We start from the raw sequence: 21387 nt of genomic DNA on the forward strand, positions 1-21387 counted from the left end.
AGATAATTTCTCAAAAATGTAACTATCGAGAAAAATATTATCACAATAAAAAATAAAGTTGAGATTTTTTATTGTCTTGGGATTTTATAATAATCACATTGATGAGATGAGGTTCAAAATGAAAGTAGTTACTCAAGGTGTATTATTGTGCATTTTTTCACAATGTTTATTTGGCATATTGTATTTATTTAGTATATGGCTCCAACCACTTAGCGGAACGGATGTTTTTGCGTGGCGTATGCTGACCATGATCTTTGGGTTACTTTTAATTTTATTCCCGACTATTGGTTGCCGCTCTCTTTTGTCTCTTATCACGACAACGTTAGGAAAAAGTTGGACGCGTTGGGTTTTATTTTTACTGGGGACATTAGATGCGGGAAGTCAATTCTGGCTCTTTATGTGGGCTCCGCTAAATGGTGAAGGGATAAATATTGCGATGGGATATTTTCTTTTTCCGCTGATTATGGCTGTTTTAGGATGGGCTTGGTTAAAAGAACGTTTATCATTTATTCAGAAAATCGCGCTTTTACTGGCTGCCTGCGGTGTTGCACATGAATTATGGCACACTCAAAGTTTTTCATGGACAAGTTTGTGGGTTTGTACGGTTTATCCATTTTATTATCTAAGCCGTAAATTGATGAAAATCCCTGCTCTACAAGGAATTACATTGGATATTATTTTAATTTCGATTCCTTGTTTTATTTATATTCTTTCTCAAAGCGATACGCTTTCTTTGGTTACGCAAGAATATCGTTATTGGTTATTGCTACCAGCACTTGGTATTGTGAGTGCGATTTCGCTTTCAGCCAACTTAAAATCCAGCCAACAAATTCCAGTTAGTATTTTTGCGGTGTTGAGTTATATTGAACCCATACTGCTTTTTTTAATAGCTGTCTTTGTGCTGGATAATCAAATAACCACAAGCGACTATTTTACTTATGTGCCTATTTGGTTAAGTCTCATTGTGATTGGCATAGAAGGGCTTTTAAACAAAAATAAAGTGCGGTAAAAATTAACCGCACTTATTAAAGTTACTGAAATAATTAGAAATTATCTGAAATAGAGATTTTCTATTCCCACTCGATTGTCGCTGGTGGTTTTCCGCTGATGTCGTACACGACGCGGGAAATGCCGTTCACTTCGTTAATGATGCGGTTAGACACTTTGCCTAATAAATCATAAGGCAAATGTGCCCAATGTGCGGTCATAAAATCGATTGTTTCTACTGCGCGTAGGGAAATAACCCAATCGTATTTACGACCATCGCCCATCACTCCAACAGATTTCACAGGCAGGAACACACTGAATGCTTGGCTGGTTTTTTCATACCAACCGCTGTTGCGTAATTCTTCGATAAAGATCGCATCCGCACGGCGTAATAAATCACAGTATTCTTTTTTCACTTCGCCTAATACTCGCACGCCTAAACCAGGGCCAGGGAATGGATGGCGGTTGATCATTTCAGCTGGCAAGCCTAATGCCAAACCGATTTTACGTACTTCATCTTTAAACAATTCACGTAATGGTTCAACCAAGCCAAGTTTCATATAGTCTGGTAAGCCACCTACGTTATGGTGTGATTTAATGACGTGGGCTTTGCCTGTTTTGCTGGCTGCAGATTCGATGACATCAGGGTAAATCGTACCTTGTGCTAACCATTTCACATTAGTGAGTTTTTTCGATTCATCATCAAATACATCAACAAATACTTTACCGATAATTTTACGTTTTGCTTCAGGATCAGATACGCCTGCAAGTTCGCCTAAGAAACGGCTTTCAGCATCAACACGGGTAATATTTAAACCGAATTTATCGCCAAACATTTCCATGACTTGATCGCCTTCGTGTAAGCGGAGTAAACCGTTATCCACAAATACGCAGTGTAAGTTTTTGCCGATAGCACGGTGTAAAAGTAATGCAACCACAGAAGAGTCCACACCACCAGATAAACCTAAAATCACTTCATCATCGCCTACTTGCTCTTTAATGCGAGCAACGGCATCTTCGATAATGTTTTCTGCTGTCCATTTGGTTTCGCAACCACAGATGTTTACTACGAAGTTGGTTAATAATTCCAAGCCTTTTTTAGTATGCGTTACTTCAGGGTGGAATTGTACGCCGTAGAAACGACGATTTTCATCCGACATTGCAGCAATTGGGCAGGTTGGCGTTGTGCCAGTTACTTTGAAGTTTTCTGGTAAGCGCGTTACTTTATCGCCGTGGCTCATCCAAACGTCTAACTTCGGCTCAGAAGCGGTCGAATTATCGTTTAAATTTGCAAAAAGTGCGGTGGAATTTTCAAGAGAAACTGAAGCATAGCCGAACTCTCGGTGGTCAGAAGTTTCGGTTAAACCGCCAAGTTGCATCGCCATAGTTTGCATTCCATAGCAAATGCCTAATACTGGTACACTAGCATTAAACACATATTCAGGTGCACGAGGGCTGTTTTCTTCAGTTGTGCTTTCAGGGCTGCCAGAAAGAATGATACCCGTTGGAGCAAATTCACGGATTTGTTGTTCGGTTACATCCCAAGCCCAAAGTTCACAGTACACACCGATTTCACGCACACGACGCGCAATCAGTTGAGTATATTGTGAACCGAAGTCGAGGATTAGGATTTTGTGATTGTGGATATTTGTCATTTATAATGCTCTTATTATTGATAGTGTAAGCGGTTCATATTATTTAAAACTTTGCAAAAACCAACCGCACTTTAAACAGCAAAAGGCAGGCTAAAGCCCACCTTAAAGATTAGCCCATACGATAGTTCGGTGCTTCTTTAGTAATAGCAACATCATGAACGTGGCTTTCTTTAATGCCTGCACCGCTAATGCGAACAAATTCCGCTTTGGTGCGTAGTTCATCAATAGTTGCGCAGCCAGTTAAGCCCATGCAAGAACGTAAGCCACCCATTTGTTGGTGGATGATTTCTTTTAAGTAACCTTTATATGGAATACGACCTTCAATACCTTCCGGTACGAGTTTATCTGCCGCGTTATCCGATTGGAAATAACGGTCTGAAGAGCCTTTAGCCATCGCACCTAATGAGCCCATACCACGGTAAGATTTAAATGCACGACCTTGATAAAGTTCGATTTCACCTGGTGCTTCTTCAGTACCCGCAAACATAGAACCAACCATTACACAGCTTGCGCCTGCAGCGATGGCTTTTGCAATATCACCAGAGAAACGGATACCACCGTCAGCAATAACTGGAATGCCACGATCTTTTAATGCTGCTGCTGCATCTGCGATAGCCGTGATTTGTGGAACACCTACGCCAGTTACAATACGAGTTGTACAAATTGAACCAGGACCAATACCTACTTTTACCGCACTTGCGCCTGCGTCTGCTAATGCAATTGCGCCTTCAGCCGTTGCTACGTTACCTGCAACGATAGGCAAATTTGGATACTTTGCACGAGTTTCACGAACACGTTGTAATACGCCTTCTGAGTGACCGTGAGAAGAGTCGATTAACAACACATCCACCCCAGCTTTTACTAATGCATCAATACGTTCTTCGTTACCTGGGCCTGCACCTACAGCCGCACCGACACGTAAACGACCAAATTCATCTTTACACGCATTTGGTTTTTGTTCTGCTTTTTGGAAGTCTTTAACGGTAATCATACCTTTAAGTTTGAAACTATCATTAACCACTAATACTTTTTCAACACGGTGTTGATGCATTAATTCCAAAATTTCTTCGCGACTCGCCCCTTCTTTTACGGTCACCAAGTCTTCTTTTTTCGTCATTACTTGTGAAACTGTTTTGCTTAAATCTTTTACGAAACGTGTATCACGGCCAGTAATGATACCGATTAAGTTATTTTCCTCATCTACAACAGGGTAGCCCGCAAATCCGTTTTTCTTCACCATTTCAGCAAGTTCGGCAAGCGTTAAATTTGGTAAAACAGTTACTGGTTCAGAAACGATACCACTTTCGAATTTTTTTACTTTACGAACACGATCTGCTTGGCGTTCGATCGTCATATTTTTATGAATAAAGCCAATACCGCCTTCTTGTGCTAAAGAGATCGCAAGTTTGGTTTCAGTTACGGTATCCATTGCTGCTGAAAGCATTGGGATATTTAAACGAATTTCTTTAGTGAGTTTGGTTGAAAGATTGGCTGTATTTGGAAGCACAGTTGAGTGAGCTGGGACAAGTAGAACATCGTCAAAAGTAAGGGCTTCTTGTTTAATGCGTAATGACATTGCAATATTCTCGCTAAGTTGAAGTTAAAAAATATTGCAACGAGATTATACAGATTTCACTTTATTTTGAAAACGAAATTTTAGGATTTATGCTATGATTTTCATACTATTTGCCATAAGGGATGAATGATGAATTTTACGTTATTGACATATTTAGCGGATTGTCAGACAAAAGTGCGGTCTGAATTGGAAAAATTTTCTAAAAATCTAGAGGAAGATATTCAACAATTACGTGAAATTGGTTTGGATATTCTCGTTGATGGACAAGATTATCGCTTAGTGCCAATGCTTCCTTTATTAAATCCTCAGCAAATTTCAACCGCACTTTTTCCTTATGGCATCCATTATCAGCCGATAATTTCCTCTACAAATGAATGGATACTACAAAATATTCTTTCATTAAAAAAAGGCGATCTTTGTGTGGCTGAATATCAAACTGCAGGGCGCGGTCGGCGTGGTCGCCAATGGTTATCGCCTTTTGCTGGGCAAATCATGTTTAGTTTTTATTGGACGTTTGATCCTAAAAAATCAATTGAGGGGTTAAGTTTAGTCATCGGTTTGGCGATTGCGGAAGTGCTAAATGTACAAGTGAAATGGCCAAATGATATTTTGTTTGATGAAAGAAAGTTAGGTGGCATTTTAGTTGAAATTGCTAATCATAAAAATGGCATGCTCAATTTAGTGATTGGCATAGGTATTAATGTGTCGTTGTCAAAACAAACAGAAATTAGTCAGCCTTATGCGGAAGTGTGTGAAATTGATCCTGATGTAGAGCGACAAACTTTATTACCCAAACTTATACAACATTTATATACACGTTTAAATATCTTTGAGCAAAATGGTATTGATGAGGAATTTGAACAAGCATGGCAATCATATAATGCGTTTTCAAATAGTGAAGTAAATGTGCTTACTGAGCAAGGCGTTATTTCAGGTATTGAACAAGGCATAGATGAACGCGGTTATTTAAAAGTATTATGTGGCAATAAAATTCAGATGTTTAATAGTGGAGAAGTTTCATTACGTAAGAAATAATAGCAATAAAAGTTTGACCATTCTAACCGCACTTTTTAATAAAATGTTTATATTTCCATCAAAAGAACATTTTTTTAAATATTTTTGCAAAAAGTACTTGCAAGGGCTTTGAAAATCCCTATAATGCACCGCACACAACGACGCACTGTTGTGAAGTTTTTTAAGTTTCCAAGTGCGTCGTTATTTTTTGCTCTTTAACAATATATCAGACAATCTGTGTGGGCACTTGTTGATTGACTTGTTTTAAAAATATTTTTTAATTTTGAAGTCTTAATAGGTGCTTAACTGAAAATTCATCATTACTTTTTTAAGTAGTGTTTTATTTATAGCTAAGTAGTTTATTGAGCGATTGAACTTGAATTGAAGAGTTTGATCATGGCTCAGATTGAACGCTGGCGGCAGGCTTAACACATGCAAGTCGAACGGTAGCAGGAGAAAGCTTGCTTTCTTGCTGACGAGTGGCGGACGGGTGAGTAATGCTTGGGAATCTGGCTTATGGAGGGGGATAACGACGGGAAACTGTCGCTAATACCGCGTATTATCGGAAGATGAAAGTGCGGGACTGAGAGGCCGCATGCCATAGGATGAGCCCAAGTGGGATTAGGTAGTTGGTGGGGTAAATGCCTACCAAGCCTGCGATCTCTAGCTGGTCTGAGAGGATGACCAGCCACACTGGAACTGAGACACGGTCCAGACTCCTACGGGAGGCAGCAGTGGGGAATATTGCGCAATGGGGGGAACCCTGACGCAGCCATGCCGCGTGAATGAAGAAGGCCTTCGGGTTGTAAAGTTCTTTCGGTATTGAGGAAGGTTGATGTGTTAATAGCACATCAAATTGACGTTAAATACAGAAGAAGCACCGGCTAACTCCGTGCCAGCAGCCGCGGTAATACGGAGGGTGCGAGCGTTAATCGGAATAACTGGGCGTAAAGGGCACGCAGGCGGTTATTTAAGTGAGGTGTGAAAGCCCCGGGCTTAACCTGGGAATTGCATTTCAGACTGGGTAACTAGAGTACTTTAGGGAGGGGTAGAATTCCACGTGTAGCGGTGAAATGCGTAGAGATGTGGAGGAATACCGAAGGCGAAGGCAGCCCCTTGGGAATGTACTGACGCTCATGTGCGAAAGCGTGGGGAGCAAACAGGATTAGATACCCTGGTAGTCCACGCTGTAAACGCTGTCGATTTGGGGGTTGGGGTTTAACTCTGGCACCCGTAGCTAACGTGATAAATCGACCGCCTGGGGAGTACGGCCGCAAGGTTAAAACTCAAATGAATTGACGGGGGCCCGCACAAGCGGTGGAGCATGTGGTTTAATTCGATGCAACGCGAAGAACCTTACCTACTCTTGACATCCTAAGAAGAGCTCAGAGATGAGCTTGTGCCTTCGGGAACTTAGAGACAGGTGCTGCATGGCTGTCGTCAGCTCGTGTTGTGAAATGTTGGGTTAAGTCCCGCAACGAGCGCAACCCTTATCCTTTGTTGCCAGCGACTTGGTCGGGAACTCAAAGGAGACTGCCAGTGATAAACTGGAGGAAGGTGGGGATGACGTCAAGTCATCATGGCCCTTACGAGTAGGGCTACACACGTGCTACAATGGCGTATACAGAGGGAAGCGAAGCTGCGAGGTGGAGCGAATCTCATAAAGTACGTCTAAGTCCGGATTGGAGTCTGCAACTCGACTCCATGAAGTCGGAATCGCTAGTAATCGCGAATCAGAATGTCGCGGTGAATACGTTCCCGGGCCTTGTACACACCGCCCGTCACACCATGGGAGTGGGTTGTACCAGAAGTAGATAGCTTAACCTTTTGGAGGGCGTTTACCACGGTATGATTCATGACTGGGGTGAAGTCGTAACAAGGTAACCGTAGGGGAACCTGCGGTTGGATCACCTCCTTACTGAAGACGAGAGACAGCGAGTGCTCACACAGATTGGCTGATAGTTGTAGACAAGATTAAAAACGAAGCGAAAGCAACGTTGAAAAATAAACGTTAAAAGATAAAAAGAAAATAGAGTATCTTTAATTGATGTCCCCATCGTCTAGAGGCCTAGGACATCGCCCTTTCACGGCGGTAACCGGGGTTCGAATCCCCGTGGGGACGCCAATTAAAGATAACTTTATTAGATTGTCTTACTGTTCTTTAAAAAATTGGAAACAAGCTGAAAACAAGAGATTTTCGAGAGAAAGTCTGAGTAGGCAAGACAGGAAAGTGAAAGAGAGAACTGAAAAGGAAACTCTAAAAACAAACCTGTTTTGTAAAAAAATCTTGATTGAACAAAAGCAATCAAGTGTTTAGTTGAATAAAAATACGCATCAAATTGACCGCACTTTGAAGTGAAAACTTAAAGTGGTTGAAAACATTTGAGGTTGTATAGTTAAGTGACTAAGCGTACAAGGTGGATGCCTTGGCAATCAGAGGCGAAGAAGGACGTGCTAATCTGCGAAAAGCTTGGATGAGTCGATAAGAGGCGTTTAATCCAAGATATCCGAATGGGGAAACCCAGTAGATGAAGAATCTACTATCAACAAGTGAATTCATAGCTTGTTGAGGCAAACCGGGAGAACTGAAACATCTAAGTACCCCGAGGAAAAGAAATCAACCGAGATTTCGTCAGTAGCGGCGAGCGAAAGCGAAAGAGCCAGTAAGTGATAACAGTATGGTTAGGAGAATGTGTTGGGAAGCACAATCAAAGAGGGTGATAATCCCGTATCTAAAAACCATATTGTGGTACTAAGCTAACGAGAAGTAGGGCGGGACACGTGATATCCTGTTTGAAGAAGGGGGGACCATCCTCCAAGGCTAAATACTCCTGATTGACCGATAGTGAACCAGTACTGTGAAGGAAAGGCGAAAAGAACCCCGGTGAGGGGAGTGAAATAGAACCTGAAACCTTGTACGTACAAGCAGTGGGAGCCCCATCACTTAATCCGATTGGAAGGTGATGAAAAGCAACCGCACTTAAACAATGGTAAGAGGAGCGAAGCGAGTCAAACCACCCAAAAGAAGCAGTGGGATTAAGTGATGGGGTGACTGCGTACCTTTTGTATAATGGGTCAGCGACTTATATTTTGTAGCGAGGTTAACCGAATAGGGGAGCCGAAGGGAAACCGAGTCTTAACTGGGCGAATAGTTGCAAGGTATAGACCCGAAACCCGGTGATCTAGCCATGGGCAGGTTGAAGGTTGGGTAACACTAACTGGAGGACCGAACCGACTAATGTTGAAAAATTAGCGGATGACTTGTGGCTGGGGGTGAAAGGCCAATCAAACCGGGAGATAGCTGGTTCTCCCCGAAATCTATTTAGGTAGAGCCTTGAGGTGACACCTTTGGGGGTAGAGCACTGTTTCGGCTAGGGGTCCATCCCGGATTACCAACCCGATGCAAACTACGAATACCAAAGAGTGATACTCAGGAGACACACGGCGGGTGCTAACGTCCGTCGTGGAGAGGGAAACAACCCAGACCGCCAGCTAAGGTCCCCAAGTCTATATTAAGTGGGAAACGAAGTGGGAAGGCTTAGACAGCTAGGATGTTGGCTTAGAAGCAGCCATCATTTAAAGAAAGCGTAATAGCTCACTAGTCGAGTCGGCCTGCGCGGAAGATGTAACGGGGCTGAAATATAGCACCGAAGCTGCGGCATCAGGCGTATCACTAATACGCCTTACGATTAACAAGCTAGAATGGCGCGAAGCGGCATGAAAGGTTGTTCAAGCAACCCGAACGTTGAGTCGGGGTATTTTTGAAGTAAGGATTATTAGTGATACGCCTGTTGGGTAGGGGAGCGTTGTGTAAGCGGATGAAGGTTAATCGAGAGGTTAGCTGGACGTATCACAAGTGCGAATGCTGACATAAGTAACGATAAAACGGGTGAAAAACCCGTTCGCCGGAAGACCAAGGGTTCCTGTCCAACGTTAATCGGGGCAGGGTGAGTCGGCTCCTAAGGCGAGGCTGAAAAGCGTAGTCGATGGGAAACAGGTTAATATTCCTGTACTTGGTAAAGCTGCGATGTGGGGACGGAGTAGGTTAGGTTATCGCACTGTTGGATATGTGCGTTTAAGTTGGTAGGTGGGAAGTTTAGGCAAATCCGGACTTCCTTAACACAGAGAGATGATGACGAGGCTCTACGGAGCTGAAGTAACTGATACCACACTTCCAGGAAAAGCCACTAAGCGAAAGGCTTTACTAAACCGTACTGAAAACCGACACAGGTGGTCAGGTAGAGAATACTCAGGCGCTTGAGAGAACTCGGGTGAAGGAACTAGGCAAAATAGCACCGTAACTTCGGGAGAAGGTGCGCCGGCGTAGATTGTAGTCCCTAGCGGGCGAAGGTTGAACCGGTCGAAGATACCAGCTGGCTGCAACTGTTTATTAAAAACACAGCACTCTGCAAACACGAAAGTGGACGTATAGGGTGTGATGCCTGCCCGGTGCTGGAAGGTTAATTGATGGTGTCATCGCAAGAGAAGCACCTGATCGAAGCCCCAGTAAACGGCGGCCGTAACTATAACGGTCCTAAGGTAGCGAAATTCCTTGTCGGGTAAGTTCCGACCTGCACGAATGGCATAATGATGGCCAGGCTGTCTCCACCCGAGACTCAGTGAAATTGAAATCGCCGTGAAGATGCGGTGTACCCGCGGCTAGACGGAAAGACCCCGTGAACCTTTACTATAGCTTGACACTGAACATTGAATTTTGATGTGTAGGATAGGTGGGAGCCTTTGAAGCAGTGACGCCAGTCATTGTGGAGGCGACCTTGAAATACCACCCTTTAACGTTTGATGTTCTAACGAAGATGACGAAACGTGGTCTCGGACAGTGTCTGGTGGGTAGTTTGACTGGGGCGGTCTCCTCCCAAAGCGTAACGGAGGAGCACGAAGGTTTGCTAATCACGGTCGGACATCGTGAGGTTAGTGCAATGGTATAAGCAAGCTTAACTGCGAGACAGACAAGTCGAGCAGGTACGAAAGTAGGTCATAGTGATCCGGTGGTTCTGAATGGAAGGGCCATCGCTCAACGGATAAAAGGTACTCCGGGGATAACAGGCTGATACCGCCCAAGAGTTCATATCGACGGCGGTGTTTGGCACCTCGATGTCGGCTCATCACATCCTGGGGCTGAAGTAGGTCCCAAGGGTATGGCTGTTCGCCATTTAAAGTGGTACGCGAGCTGGGTTTAGAACGTCGTGAGACAGTTCGGTCCCTATCTGCCGTGGGCGTTGGATGATTGATTGGGGCTGCTCCTAGTACGAGAGGACCGGAGTGGACGCATCACTGGTGTTCCAGTTGTCTCGCCAGAGGCATTGCTGGGTAGCTAAATGCGGAAGAGATAAGTGCTGAAAGCATCTAAGCACGAAACTTGCCAAGAGATGAGTCATCCCTGACTTTAAGTCAGTAAGGGTTGTTGTAGACTACGACGTAGATAGGTCAGGTGTGTAAGTGTAGTGATACATTGAGCTAACAGATACTAATTGCCCGAGAGGCTTAACTATACAACGCTCAAGTGTTTTTGGGAGCTAAGTGAAGTAAGAGATGAAAAGCGAAGCAAATAAAAGTAGAGCGGAAACCGAAGTAAAAGACTAAACAAAGAAAAGTAAATATAGAAGACTTAATAGAAAGAAAATCGGATTCAGCTTGTGACCAATAAGAACGAGTGAAAGGTATAGGAAAGACTGAGTAACGAGAGATAAAAGAGACGAGAGATAAAAGAGAAAAGACGAGTTATCAAAGAATTATCCTGGCGGCGATAGTGCGGTGGACCCACCTGAGACCATACCGAACTCAGAAGTGAAACGCTGTAATGCCGATGGTAGTGTGGGGTTTCCCCATGTGAGAGTAGGGCACCGCCAGGTTATCAAATGCTTATCTAAGTTAAATAAAAACAGAAGAACCCCGTGTCGAAAGATATGGGGTTTTAGCTTTTGGGAATTTACTCATTATTTCATGAAAAGGATTAAAGTAGAAAATAGAGATTGTATTTCAATATCAAGTTTTTAGTTTTGTATTGCCTACAATATAGTTTTAATAAATATACCTATTTACATCATTTAGAGTTTTGATTTTTCATATTTTTCAAATAGACTTTATATATTCATTTCTAATCTCCTTCATTATGCTTAAAAATTTAGACGAAATAACTTCAAGTATTATCGCTGATCCTCAAAATAAAGATTTTACAGAACGTGGAATTTTCCCTTTATTTTCGGCGCCTAAAACAGCTCGAATTAATATTGTTGGTCAAGCTCCTGGGTTAAAAGCTGAGCAATCTCGTTTGTATTGGAATGATAAAAGCGGTGATCGTCTGCGAGAATGGTTGGGAGTAGATTACGATTATTTTTATAATTCTGGGATATTTGCGGTTCTTCCCATGGATTTCTATTATCCTGGAAAAGGTAAATCGGGTGATTTACCACCTCGTCAAGGTTTTGCAGAAAGATGGCATCCAATGATTTTAGGGAATCTACCTAATATTCAGCTCACTATTCTTATTGGGCAATATGCACAGAAATATTATTTACCCGAAAATAAAGATAATGTAACTAACACTGTTAAAAATTATCGTCAATTCTTACCGCACTTTATGCCTCTCGTGCACCCTTCCCCACGTAATCAGCTTTGGGCAACAAAGAATCCTTGGTTTGAAGAGCAAGTTATTCCTGAATTACAAATTTTAGTCAAACAGATAATTAATAAAGATTAAGTTTTTCATTTCTTACGCACACATAGTAATAACAATCTCTTTTACTTTATGGATATAATAAAGCCTATATGCACAGGTTTTTTTATAACGATAATAATGTTTTAGGAGATTTGATGAAAAATTTCAAATATTTTGCTCAGAGTTATGTGGATTGGGTTATTCGTCTTGGGCGTCTTCGTTTTTCTCTTTTAGGCGTGATGATTCTCGCGGTTTTAGCCCTTTGTACTCAGATTTTATTTAGTCTATTTATTGTTCATCAGATATCTTGGGTAGATATTTTTCGTTCTGTAACTTTTGGCTTACTCACTGCGCCTTTTGTTATTTATTTTTTCACTTTATTAGTAGAAAAACTTGAACATTCTCGTCTTGATCTTTCTAGCTCGGTTAATCGATTGGAAAATGAGGTCGCCGAGCGAATTGCTGCTCAGAAAAAATTATCCCAAGCATTGGAAAAGTTAGAAAAAAATAGCCGTGATAAAAGTACCTTACTTGCCACAATAAGCCATGAATTTCGCACGCCATTGAATGGGATTGTCGGGCTTAGTCAAATTTTACTTGATGATGAATTGGATGATCTCCAGCGTAATTATTTAAAAACTATCAACATAAGTGCGGTCAGTTTAGGCTATATTTTTAGCGATATTATTGATTTGGAAAAAATTGATGCCAGCCGAATTGAATTAAATCGCCAGCCAACAGATTTCCCCGCCTTATTAAACGATATTTATAATTTTGCTAGTTTCCTCGCCAAAGAAAAAAATCTTATTTTTTCTTTAGAGCTTGAACCTAATTTGCCTAATTGGTTGAATCTTGATCGTGTTCGCTTGAGCCAAATTTTGTGGAACTTAATTAGTAATGCGGTGAAGTTTACGGATCAGGGAAATATTATTCTTAAAATTATGAGAAATCAGGATTGTTACCATTTTATTGTGAAAGATACAGGAATGGGGATTTCACCTGAAGAACAAAAACATATTTTTGAAATGTATTATCAAGTGAAAGAAAGCCGTCAGCAAAGTGCGGGTAGCGGTATTGGGTTGGCTATTTCTAAAAATCTCGCTCAGTTAATGGAAGGGGATTTAACAGTTGAAAGTGAGCGAGGAAAAGGCGCGACTTTCCATCTTACTCTCCACGCTCAGGAAATTTCTGAAAAAGAATCTGTTAAGAAAAATATACCATCCTTGAATATTCTTTTAGTGGAAGATGTTGATCTCAATATTATGGTTGCAAAAACTATTTTAGAAAAACTTGGGCATCATGTTGATGTTGCGACAAATGGCAAGCAGGCGATTACTTTATTTGAGAAAAATGTTTACGACATTCTATTGCTCGATATTAAATTACCAGATATGAGTGGTTTTGAAATTGCCCAATATTTGCGAGAGAACTATGAAAACGGTATTTATGATTTTTTACCGCCAATGATTGCTTTTACCGCGAATGTTATGCAAAGCGAGCAAGAATATTTAGAAATGGGCATGGATGGCGTATTACGTAAACCCATTTCAATTAAGGATTTACACCATTGTCTACAGCAATTTTTTGCAGATGAAAGCGAATCTATTATAGAAATGAATGATGATAATGAGCTTTCAGAACAGTTTGATTTAGCGCTGATAGAAACACTTGGAAAAAAACAAATTTTAGAAAATTTATCTTTATTCAAACAAACTATGCCAAATTATCTGGCTCAATTATCAAAAGATAATATGAAAGAAACAGAAGATACCGCCCATAAAATTAAAGGCGCAGCGGCATCGGTAGGGTTAAATCATTTACGTCAATTAGCGGATACTTTAGAAAGTGCGGCTAAAAATTCTGATGTTTTTAATTGTGGAGAATTGATTGATGAAATTGGAAATCTTTGGTTAGAAGATGTGGAGGATTTGCTTAAATTTTGTAAATTTTAATATCATAAGGTAGTTGTGTAAAGATTATTTAAATGTGATTTAAAGATAATAAATAGGCTTAAAATGGGAAAATCAAATTTTATTTTAATTAGTAAAACTTTTCAAATTTCTCCGTTATTTACCTTTATATTAAAGGGAATTGATTTTGCTTTTTAATATTAAAGCGAGTAGAATTAGGCTCTCAATTTTATTTACTTTTATGTGGAAATTTATATGTCAGTATTTAATACATTTGTTGAATTTGTCGCGAGAATTGTTGCACCAATGCAGCGTCAATTTATTAATTTTATCCGTATTGCTATTTTTATTGTAATGGCATGGATCGGTGGTTTGAAAGTTTGTCAATATGAGGCAGATGGAATTGCCCACTTTGTATCAAATAGCCCATTTTTTAGCTATATGTATGAAAAAGGGCCAAATTTAGTGCCGAATGATAAAGGAGAGTTAGTGATGGAATATACACTACACAAAAATCCTGAAGGAAAGATGGTTGCAAAAAACATCGAATGGCATAAAGAAAATGGCACCTATACGGCTTCTTACATTATTGGAGCAATTATTGTTACTGTTGGTATTCTTACTTTAGCTGGTATTTGGAATGCAACGGCAGGTTTAGCAGGAGGCCTACTGACATTTGGCATGTCAATAGTCACGCTGTCATTTTTAATCACAACGCCCGAGGCTTGGGTGCCTAATCTAGGTGGAGATTTACCAACGCCAGCCTATGGTTTCCCTTATTTATCTGGAGTTGGTCGTTTAGTGATTAAAGATATTATTATGATGGCAGGTGGCTTAACAGCTGCAGCAGAGTGTGCAAATCGAATTTTAGCACGTAAAAAATAAGTTTATCGATATAAAAACAGCTCCAAGTATAAATTGGAGCTGTTTTTATTATCACGACTAGTTAAATATTGATCATTACGTTTTGTATTATTAATTCATAATGCCTTTATGTCTTAATAAGATGTCTAATTGTTGATATATTAAATTTAAATCTTTCCACCAACCCCTTTAAATTTCTCTACAAATGCAGCAATTTTTTGGAAAATTGTCTGCTTTTTAGTGAGATATTGTGGAGTAAGTGGACTCATTTTTGGCAATACTTCATTTAACGCTGTGCCGTTTTCACTGGCATATTCGCGTTTTAATGAAGTGCTGATATAGCGTTTTGCTGCATCGACATTCAAATTTTCTTCTTGAATTAAGGATTCTGCTTCTTTTCGCTGTTCTGCTTGAGCAAATAGGAAGAATGAGTCAATTAAAGTCGCTTTATCGGGAATATCATCTAAATTTGTTTGGTTGATAAAATCGACAATCAAGCTCTCTTTAGCACGGTTACCTAAACTTGAACGAACTGTGCGGCGGATTTCATCAATTAACACCTCTTTGTCTTGGTTTTTCTTATGATGCTCGAAAATTAACGCAAGAATATAATCCAAATTGATTTCTTGAGATTTTAATAAATCCACTTCAAATACGACATCGTCCCAATTTATCGGCGAATTATCTTTATCATTCCCTTCTTTTCTTTGGCGTAGCCAATCGCGAATATCATTATAAGTTGAACGATAATCTTGCTCCGCTCTTACTGGTAAAGTGGGTACTTTCAGCATTTCTGCAATTTGTTCATCATTCACATAATGTACTTGCTTGAATTTCTCCATTGCAATCGGATCATTTAAATCGACCGCTTGTAAGGCTTGCAATGCTGCAAACTCATCGTAATTCTGCAAAATATTTTCGACACGTAGATATTCGCCAAATAATTTTACAAACTCTTTTTTATCTTGCTCTGTTTCGATTTCTGTTGGATTAGGAAAGCGATTTTGTAGCTCTTGAACAACCTCTAAATAACCACGTTGATTTTCATCACCATTAAAATAGGTTTCGTAGCTTTTCTCTAAAACCATATTTTTGGTATTGTCATCGCCAAATAGCGTGATTGCATCAATGGTATTTTGTTCCAAATCGCGGAAAGTGACGATATTCCCAAAGGTTTTAGTTGTGTCATAAATGCGGTTGGTGCGAGAAAAAGCCTGCATTAATCCGTGATAACGCAAGTTTTTGTCCACGAAAAGAGTATTCAACGTAGGGGCATCAAAGCCTGTTAAGAACATTCCGACTACAATCAGTAAATCCACTTCCTGATTTTTCACACGTTTGGCAAGATCGCGATAGTAATTTTGGAATGATTGACTATCTACGCCATAATTCGTGCCAAAGTAGTGATTGTAATCATCAATGGCTTTTGTTAAAAATTCTTTTGCCGTACTGTTTAGAGCAGTGGGTTCAAAGGTCTCATCTGGAATATCGCCAATTGCATCTTGTTCTTCATTGGCGGCAAACGAAAAGATTGTTGCAATTTTTAACGGATGCTCCTGCTCTGCCTGTAAATTTTGTAAGGTTTCGTAATAACGTTTTGCTGCTTCCACACTGCTTACCGCAAACATTGCATTAAAGCCTTTACCTGTGGCATTCAAGCGGTGGGTTTTTTGTTTAAAATTGTTAAGCAAATATTGCGAGATTTCTTTAATACGCTCAGGGTGTAAAAAGGCTTGTTTCTGCTCAAGTGCGGTTAATTTTTCAGGATCTTTTTCTGTTTCTAAGGCTTTAAATTGTGGGCGGACATCGTTGTAATCGACCTTGAATTTCAGTACTTTGTCATCACGAATAGCATCGGTAATCACATAAGAATGCAATTCCGTACCGAACACACTTGTTGTCGTTTCCGCACCTAATGCGTTTTCAGGGAAAATAGGTGTGCCAGTAAAACCAAATTGATAGAATTTTTTGAATTTACGTTTTAGATTTTTTTGTGCTTCGCCAAATTGGGAGCGATGTGCTTCATCGAAAATAAAGACCACCTGTTTTTGATAAATAGACAGGTTTTCTTCACTTTTCATTAAATTATTCAATTTTTGAATGGTGGTTACGATAATTTTGTTATCATCTTTTTCAATATTGCGTTTAAGCCCAGCGGTACTTTCCGACCCATTCACGCTATCAGGCGAAAAACGCTGATATTCTTTCATCGTTTGGTAGTCTAAGTCTTTACGATCGACCACAAAAAAGACTTTATCAATAAAATCAAGTTCAGTCGCAAGACGAGATGCTTTAAAACTGGTGAGGGTTTTGCCTGAGCCTGTGGTATGCCAAATATAGCCACCACTTTCTTTGTTGCTCCAATTTTTGGCGTGATATGAACTTTTGATTTTCCATAAAATACGCTCAGTGGCGGCAATTTGATACGGACGCATAATCAATAGAGTGTCGGAAACATCAAACACGCAGTAATTTACCAACACATTGAGCAAAGTATTCTTTTGCAAGAAAGTTGCGGTAAAATCCTTTAAATCTTTAATCAGAGTATTTTTTGCCGTTGCCCAATTCATTGTGAAGTCGTAGCTATTCTTATTGCGTTTAGTCGTATTAGCAAAATAGCGAGTATCCGTGCCATTAGAAATGACAAAAATCTGAATATATTTAAAGAGAGAATTTTCTTTATTGAAACTTTCTTTGCTGTAACGGTGAATTTGGTTAAAGGCTTCACGAATCGCCACGCCACGTTTTTTCAGTTCAATATGCACAAGGGGTAAACCATTCACCAAAATTGTCACATCATAACGATTATCATAGCTGCCTGTTTGCTCAAATTGATTGATGACTTGCAGAGAATTATTGGCAAGATTTTTCTTATCTAGCAAATAGATATTCTGAATGCGTCCGTTATCGAACACAAAATCATAAATATAATCATCGTGAATTTTGCGGGTTTTCTCAATCAGATTATCGCTCGGTTTATCCAAATATTCCTCTAAAAAACGTTGCCATTCTGCATCGGAGAAAATAACATTATTCAACCGTTGTAATTGAACACGTAAGTTTTTAATCAGTTCATCGTGATTATTAAGCCCTTGTAAATACTCATAGCCTTGAGCCTGTAAATCACGAATAAACTCACGCTCAAGGCTCCCTTCCGTTTGGTAACCAGCATTAGGTTCTTCCACAAATTTATTATATTGATCTAAAACGATAAAATTATTGGATTCAGCGATAGTTTTGTATTGGGTCATAAGTAGTTCCTTAATGCTTTTGCTTTTTCAGATCTTTCTGCCAGTTTTCTAAAATTTCTAAATCTTCATTATCAGCTTGTATGCGTTTTTGTTGTTTTCTGACCTGATCAAATAAGGCATATTGTTCTTTGGTAAAGGTTTCCATTTGTTTTACGGTTCGGGTTCCATTACCGATAAGCAACGGAAAACCGTTAAATTCAATTAAATTATCGACATTATTACGCCAGAAATTTAATGTGAGATCTTGACGATTTTTAACGCGTAATTCAGCACTTTCTAAAAAGATCATCACTAAACGATTCAAAGAATCTAATTCATCATGAGTTAAATAGTTTTTAGCGGTAATAATATCGCCTTTACGTACAACAGCACCTTTCCAAGAGGTAAGACCCATATTAGGCAATTTGGCATTTGCACGCGTACAAATAAGCTCTGCGGCGGTTTGTTGTGTAATGGCATAAATCAACTTATTTTGTGTTTCTGCAAAAAACATTTGAGTGACTTTATCTGTTTTATCGTAGTCACTGGATAATTTAAATAACTCTCGTACTTTTTGATAAAACCGCAATTCACTGGCTCGAATTTCGCGAATTTGTTCCAGTAATTCATCAAAATGATCAAATCGACCTTGAGGATTTTTCAACCGCTCTTTATCTAATAGAAAACCTTTATCTAAATAAGTACGTAATTGCGTATTCGCCCAACGACGAAACTGTACACCACGAGGGCTGCGCACACGAAAGCCGATGGCGAGAATCATATCAAGGGAATAATGTTTTACTTGATATTGTTTGCTATCTTGGGCAGTTATTAAGTAATCCTTAATAACTGAAAACTCATCTAACTCTTTGTCTTGTAATATGTTTTTTATATGAGTGGTTATATTTGGTACAGAGGTGTCAAAAAGTTCCGCAAGCTGATTTTGAGTCAGCCAAGCCTCATTTTCGATAACTAATAAAGCAACGTGAGATTTACCATCGTCAGTGTTGTAGATGATTAAGTCGTTCATATTTTTACTCTGTTATATTATCAGTTTGTGGGTCTTTAATATTTTCTTCTATATAGAAACCATAATTATTAATTAGATGTTCAAGTAAATATTTAACAATCTTCTTTTCGGCATCTGTTGGCTCAGCGATTATCTCATTTGATAACGTAGAGTGACTAGTAAAATTGATTATACGAGTGTAATAGCTTTGTCTTGCATCATCATTGGGTAATAGATTTGACCATCCTGAATAACCAAGAAAGTTAGCAGCTTTTTCATATAAATTTCTCAGTAACATGAAGTGATATTTTTGAATATCTTTAGGTTCAACTTCTTCAAGTAGATTTTTTAGAAAAAGATGATAGGAGAAACTCTTGTTTGAACCACCTTGTTTCACCTCAAGATCAAATCTTTCTTTTTCATTCTTATTTTCATCTTTTCTTAGAATATAACCATTTTTTGCTCCAAGTTCATTGTATAAAACGTTATAAAATAAAGGATTGTGTGTGGTGATAATAAATTTTATAGTATCGGGACTATCTTTGACTAATTCTGCTAAATCAACAGCTAATTGAATAAGATGATTTTCATCCAATGAACTTACTGGATCATCAATAAAGATATATTTAAGTTCATCAAATTCATTAGTAGTGCGTTCACTAGGCTCTGAGATATTTAATTCTGCAACAACTTGTTCAATTAACGTATGAAAAATACTCCAAATAAAATTACTTTCTTCCCCCTTCGATAGTTTTATATTTTCTTCAGGCGTATCATCTCCACGTGCAAAACTGAATGTAATTTGATTATTTTCTATATCAAATTTAGGCATAAGTTTTTCATCACAATAATGATGAAATTTTCCAATTACTTTACCTTCATCCCCTTGATCTCTAATCAACCAGCGAATAAAAGAATTTGGTTGAATCTTTAATTTTGGTTCTGTGTCATTAAGTAGATCATTATCCCAATAGAATAAATCTTCGGTAAAGGCATTGAAATAAAGAATTTTTCTTCGTGTTAGATCTTCTTCATTGTCATGATTTTCTTTAGGTGCAATAAGATTCTTAAAGACTTTTGATAAACGGGTTTTTCCACTTCCATTAAAGGCGTAAATTAGATTAACCTTTTTATCAGAATCTCTTAATTGTTTTGCAATTTTGTCTAAACTTTTAGTCATATTATTCTCTGCCAGGGAAATTCAATAATAATTCTCGGTAATATTCATACCGCTTTTGGCTTTGTTCAATCGCTAAAGGCAATCCTTCGGTGATGGAATTGGTTAAGTTTTCAAATTTGTCCAAAATTTTTACGATTTCGGTTTGGACAGAGAGTGGGGGGATGGGGAGTCTAAATGAATCCATTACTTTTGAATTTAAATTATTAATAGTTGAGCTATTTAATACTTCATTCAAATAATCTTGGAATATGCTACTTGTAAATATGTGAAATAAGTAACGAGAGTTTACGTTATTGTTACATCTTATAACCCCCATGAAACCACCAAAATAATAATCAATATCTTGATATATAAAGGCTACTTTTCCTACATGCTCCCGACTTCCACTTGCAGCACTAATTAAAATATCATTTTTGTAAAGCATTTGAGAGCTTTTTACTTTTGTATCAAATTTAATTACTTTTATGTCATCAAAGTTAAGGGTATTACTTGATAAAGTTATATTATTTGCTCTTAAGATTTTATAGCCAATATTGTTAGGGCTTTCATTTGTTTTATTGTATGTTACACCACGGATATACTCTGCTATTTCTTTTAGAGGCTTCCACTCAAACCCAACCTTCCCAAGTTCTTCTTCACTTAACAATTTCTCCCTATAGTATTCATACTGCTTCTGGCGTAGTATAAGTTCGCTGGTAAGTTCGCTGGTAAGTTCGCTGGTAAGCGCTGTCAATGCGTCCAAAATTTTTACGATTTCGATTTGGACGGAGAGTGGGGGGATGGGGATTTTAAGATTCTCAATTTGCCCTGCTTTTAAATAACCTTGATTAGATGAGTTTTTCTTAGATAGTAAACTATTTAAAATAAATGGTGCTGTAAAATAATATAAAAAGAATTTATAATTAACTAATTTATTATTTAATCGCAAAATATACATGTTTTGCCCATAAAAAAATAAATCTTCTTTTTTTACAATTACAGCTTCGCCAATAGTTCCAATCATACTTATCAGAATATCATTTTCTATAATGCACCTAGTTCTAGATAATTCTTGATAAACATGCTTATTGATATATTTTGTATTTTGGAAATCAATTTTTCCACCTTTAATATTTTTGGAAGTGATATATGGAATAGTTCCATTATCATCAAATTCTGGAGTAGCTGGCATTAACCAAAAATTATCGTTACAAAGGGATTTAACAGTCTTCCACTCAACCTCAGCCCCATCCAATAATTTTTCTAAAAAAGTGCGGTTATTTTTCATTGTATTTTTTATTGTTCCT

Annotated in this window: 11 protein-coding genes, 1 tRNA gene and 3 rRNA genes; 9 read left to right on the top strand and 6 right to left on the bottom strand. The window is 38.8% G+C overall.

Annotation, left to right across the window (positions count from 1 at the left end; all coding sequences use genetic code 11):
• Positions 1-118 precede the first annotated feature (118 nt).
• Positions 119-1009 carry an EamA family transporter RarD gene (gene rarD / locus AT683_RS04280; RefSeq protein ID WP_038440848.1) on the top strand — a complete coding sequence of 297 codons (891 nt, stop codon included), beginning with the start codon at positions 119-121 and terminating at the stop codon, positions 1007-1009.
• Positions 1010-1070: 61 nt separating this feature from the next.
• On the opposite strand, the gene guaA is transcribed toward rarD, so the two are convergent.
• Together guaA and guaB are read right to left on the bottom strand one after the other, a co-directional pair.
• Positions 1071-2642, bottom strand: coding sequence for a glutamine-hydrolyzing GMP synthase (guaA, locus tag AT683_RS04285; RefSeq protein WP_005648785.1), 1572 nt, complete (start codon positions 2640-2642; stop codon positions 1071-1073).
• Positions 2643-2751: 109 nt separating this feature from the next.
• Complete coding sequence (guaB, locus tag AT683_RS04290; RefSeq protein ID WP_005656135.1) at positions 2752-4218, bottom strand: IMP dehydrogenase; 1467 nt, start codon at positions 4216-4218, stop codon at positions 2752-2754.
• 129 nt (positions 4219-4347) lie between these two features.
• Here guaB and birA point away from each other — a divergent pair, with 129 nt between their 5' ends.
• The 8 genes from birA to AT683_RS04330 all read left to right on the top strand — a co-directional run bounded on the left by birA (position 4348) and on the right by AT683_RS04330 (position 14703).
• Positions 4348-5253, top strand: a complete 906-nt coding sequence (birA, locus tag AT683_RS04295) for a bifunctional biotin--[acetyl-CoA-carboxylase] ligase/biotin operon repressor BirA (RefSeq protein ID WP_038440850.1) — start codon at positions 4348-4350, stop codon at positions 5251-5253.
• A gap of 357 nt (positions 5254-5610) precedes the next feature.
• A 16S ribosomal RNA gene (locus AT683_RS04300) occupies positions 5611-7150 on the top strand.
• Positions 7151-7281: 131 nt separating this feature from the next.
• Positions 7282-7357, top strand: a tRNA-Glu gene (locus AT683_RS04305).
• A 269-nt stretch (positions 7358-7626) separates the two neighbouring features.
• A 23S ribosomal RNA gene (locus AT683_RS04310) occupies positions 7627-10742 on the top strand.
• 244 nt (positions 10743-10986) lie between these two features.
• Positions 10987-11102: ribosomal RNA gene (gene rrf / locus AT683_RS04315) — 5S ribosomal RNA — on the top strand.
• The 16S, 23S and 5S rRNA genes sit together here with 1 tRNA gene alongside, the layout of an rRNA operon.
• A gap of 260 nt (positions 11103-11362) precedes the next feature.
• Entirely contained in the window at positions 11363-11950 is a 588-nt protein-coding gene (locus AT683_RS04320) for a uracil-DNA glycosylase family protein (protein WP_038440853.1), read from the top strand.
• A 113-nt stretch (positions 11951-12063) separates the two neighbouring features.
• Entirely contained in the window at positions 12064-13860 is a 1797-nt protein-coding gene (locus tag AT683_RS04325) for an ATP-binding protein (RefSeq protein WP_038440855.1), read from the top strand.
• A gap of 213 nt (positions 13861-14073) precedes the next feature.
• A complete protein-coding gene (locus AT683_RS04330) occupies positions 14074-14703 on the top strand; it encodes a YkgB family protein (protein WP_005658466.1) in 630 nt (209 codons plus the stop codon).
• 146 nt (positions 14704-14849) lie between these two features.
• On the opposite strand, the gene AT683_RS04335 is transcribed toward AT683_RS04330, so the two are convergent.
• The 4 genes from AT683_RS04335 to AT683_RS04350 are packed head-to-tail and all read right to left on the bottom strand — an operon-like array spanning position 14850 to position 21368.
• Positions 14850-17933, bottom strand: a complete 3084-nt coding sequence (locus AT683_RS04335; RefSeq protein ID WP_011271929.1) for a type I restriction endonuclease subunit R — start codon at positions 17931-17933, stop codon at positions 14850-14852.
• Positions 17934-17943: 10 nt separating this feature from the next.
• Positions 17944-18942, bottom strand: coding sequence for a virulence RhuM family protein (locus tag AT683_RS04340; protein ID WP_038440857.1), 999 nt, complete (start codon positions 18940-18942; stop codon positions 17944-17946).
• A gap of 4 nt (positions 18943-18946) precedes the next feature.
• On the bottom strand, positions 18947-20101 hold the full coding sequence (locus AT683_RS04345; RefSeq protein WP_038440859.1) for an AAA family ATPase: 1155 nt from the start codon (positions 20099-20101) through the stop codon (positions 18947-18949).
• A 1-nt stretch (position 20102) separates the two neighbouring features.
• Positions 20103-21368 carry a restriction endonuclease subunit S gene (locus AT683_RS04350; RefSeq protein ID WP_050845962.1) on the bottom strand — a complete coding sequence of 422 codons (1266 nt, stop codon included), beginning with the start codon at positions 21366-21368 and terminating at the stop codon, positions 20103-20105.
• Positions 21369-21387: the final 19 nt, after the last annotated feature.

It is taken from the genome of Haemophilus influenzae (assembly GCF_001457655.1).
Lineage (GTDB): Bacteria > Pseudomonadota > Gammaproteobacteria > Enterobacterales > Pasteurellaceae > Haemophilus > Haemophilus influenzae.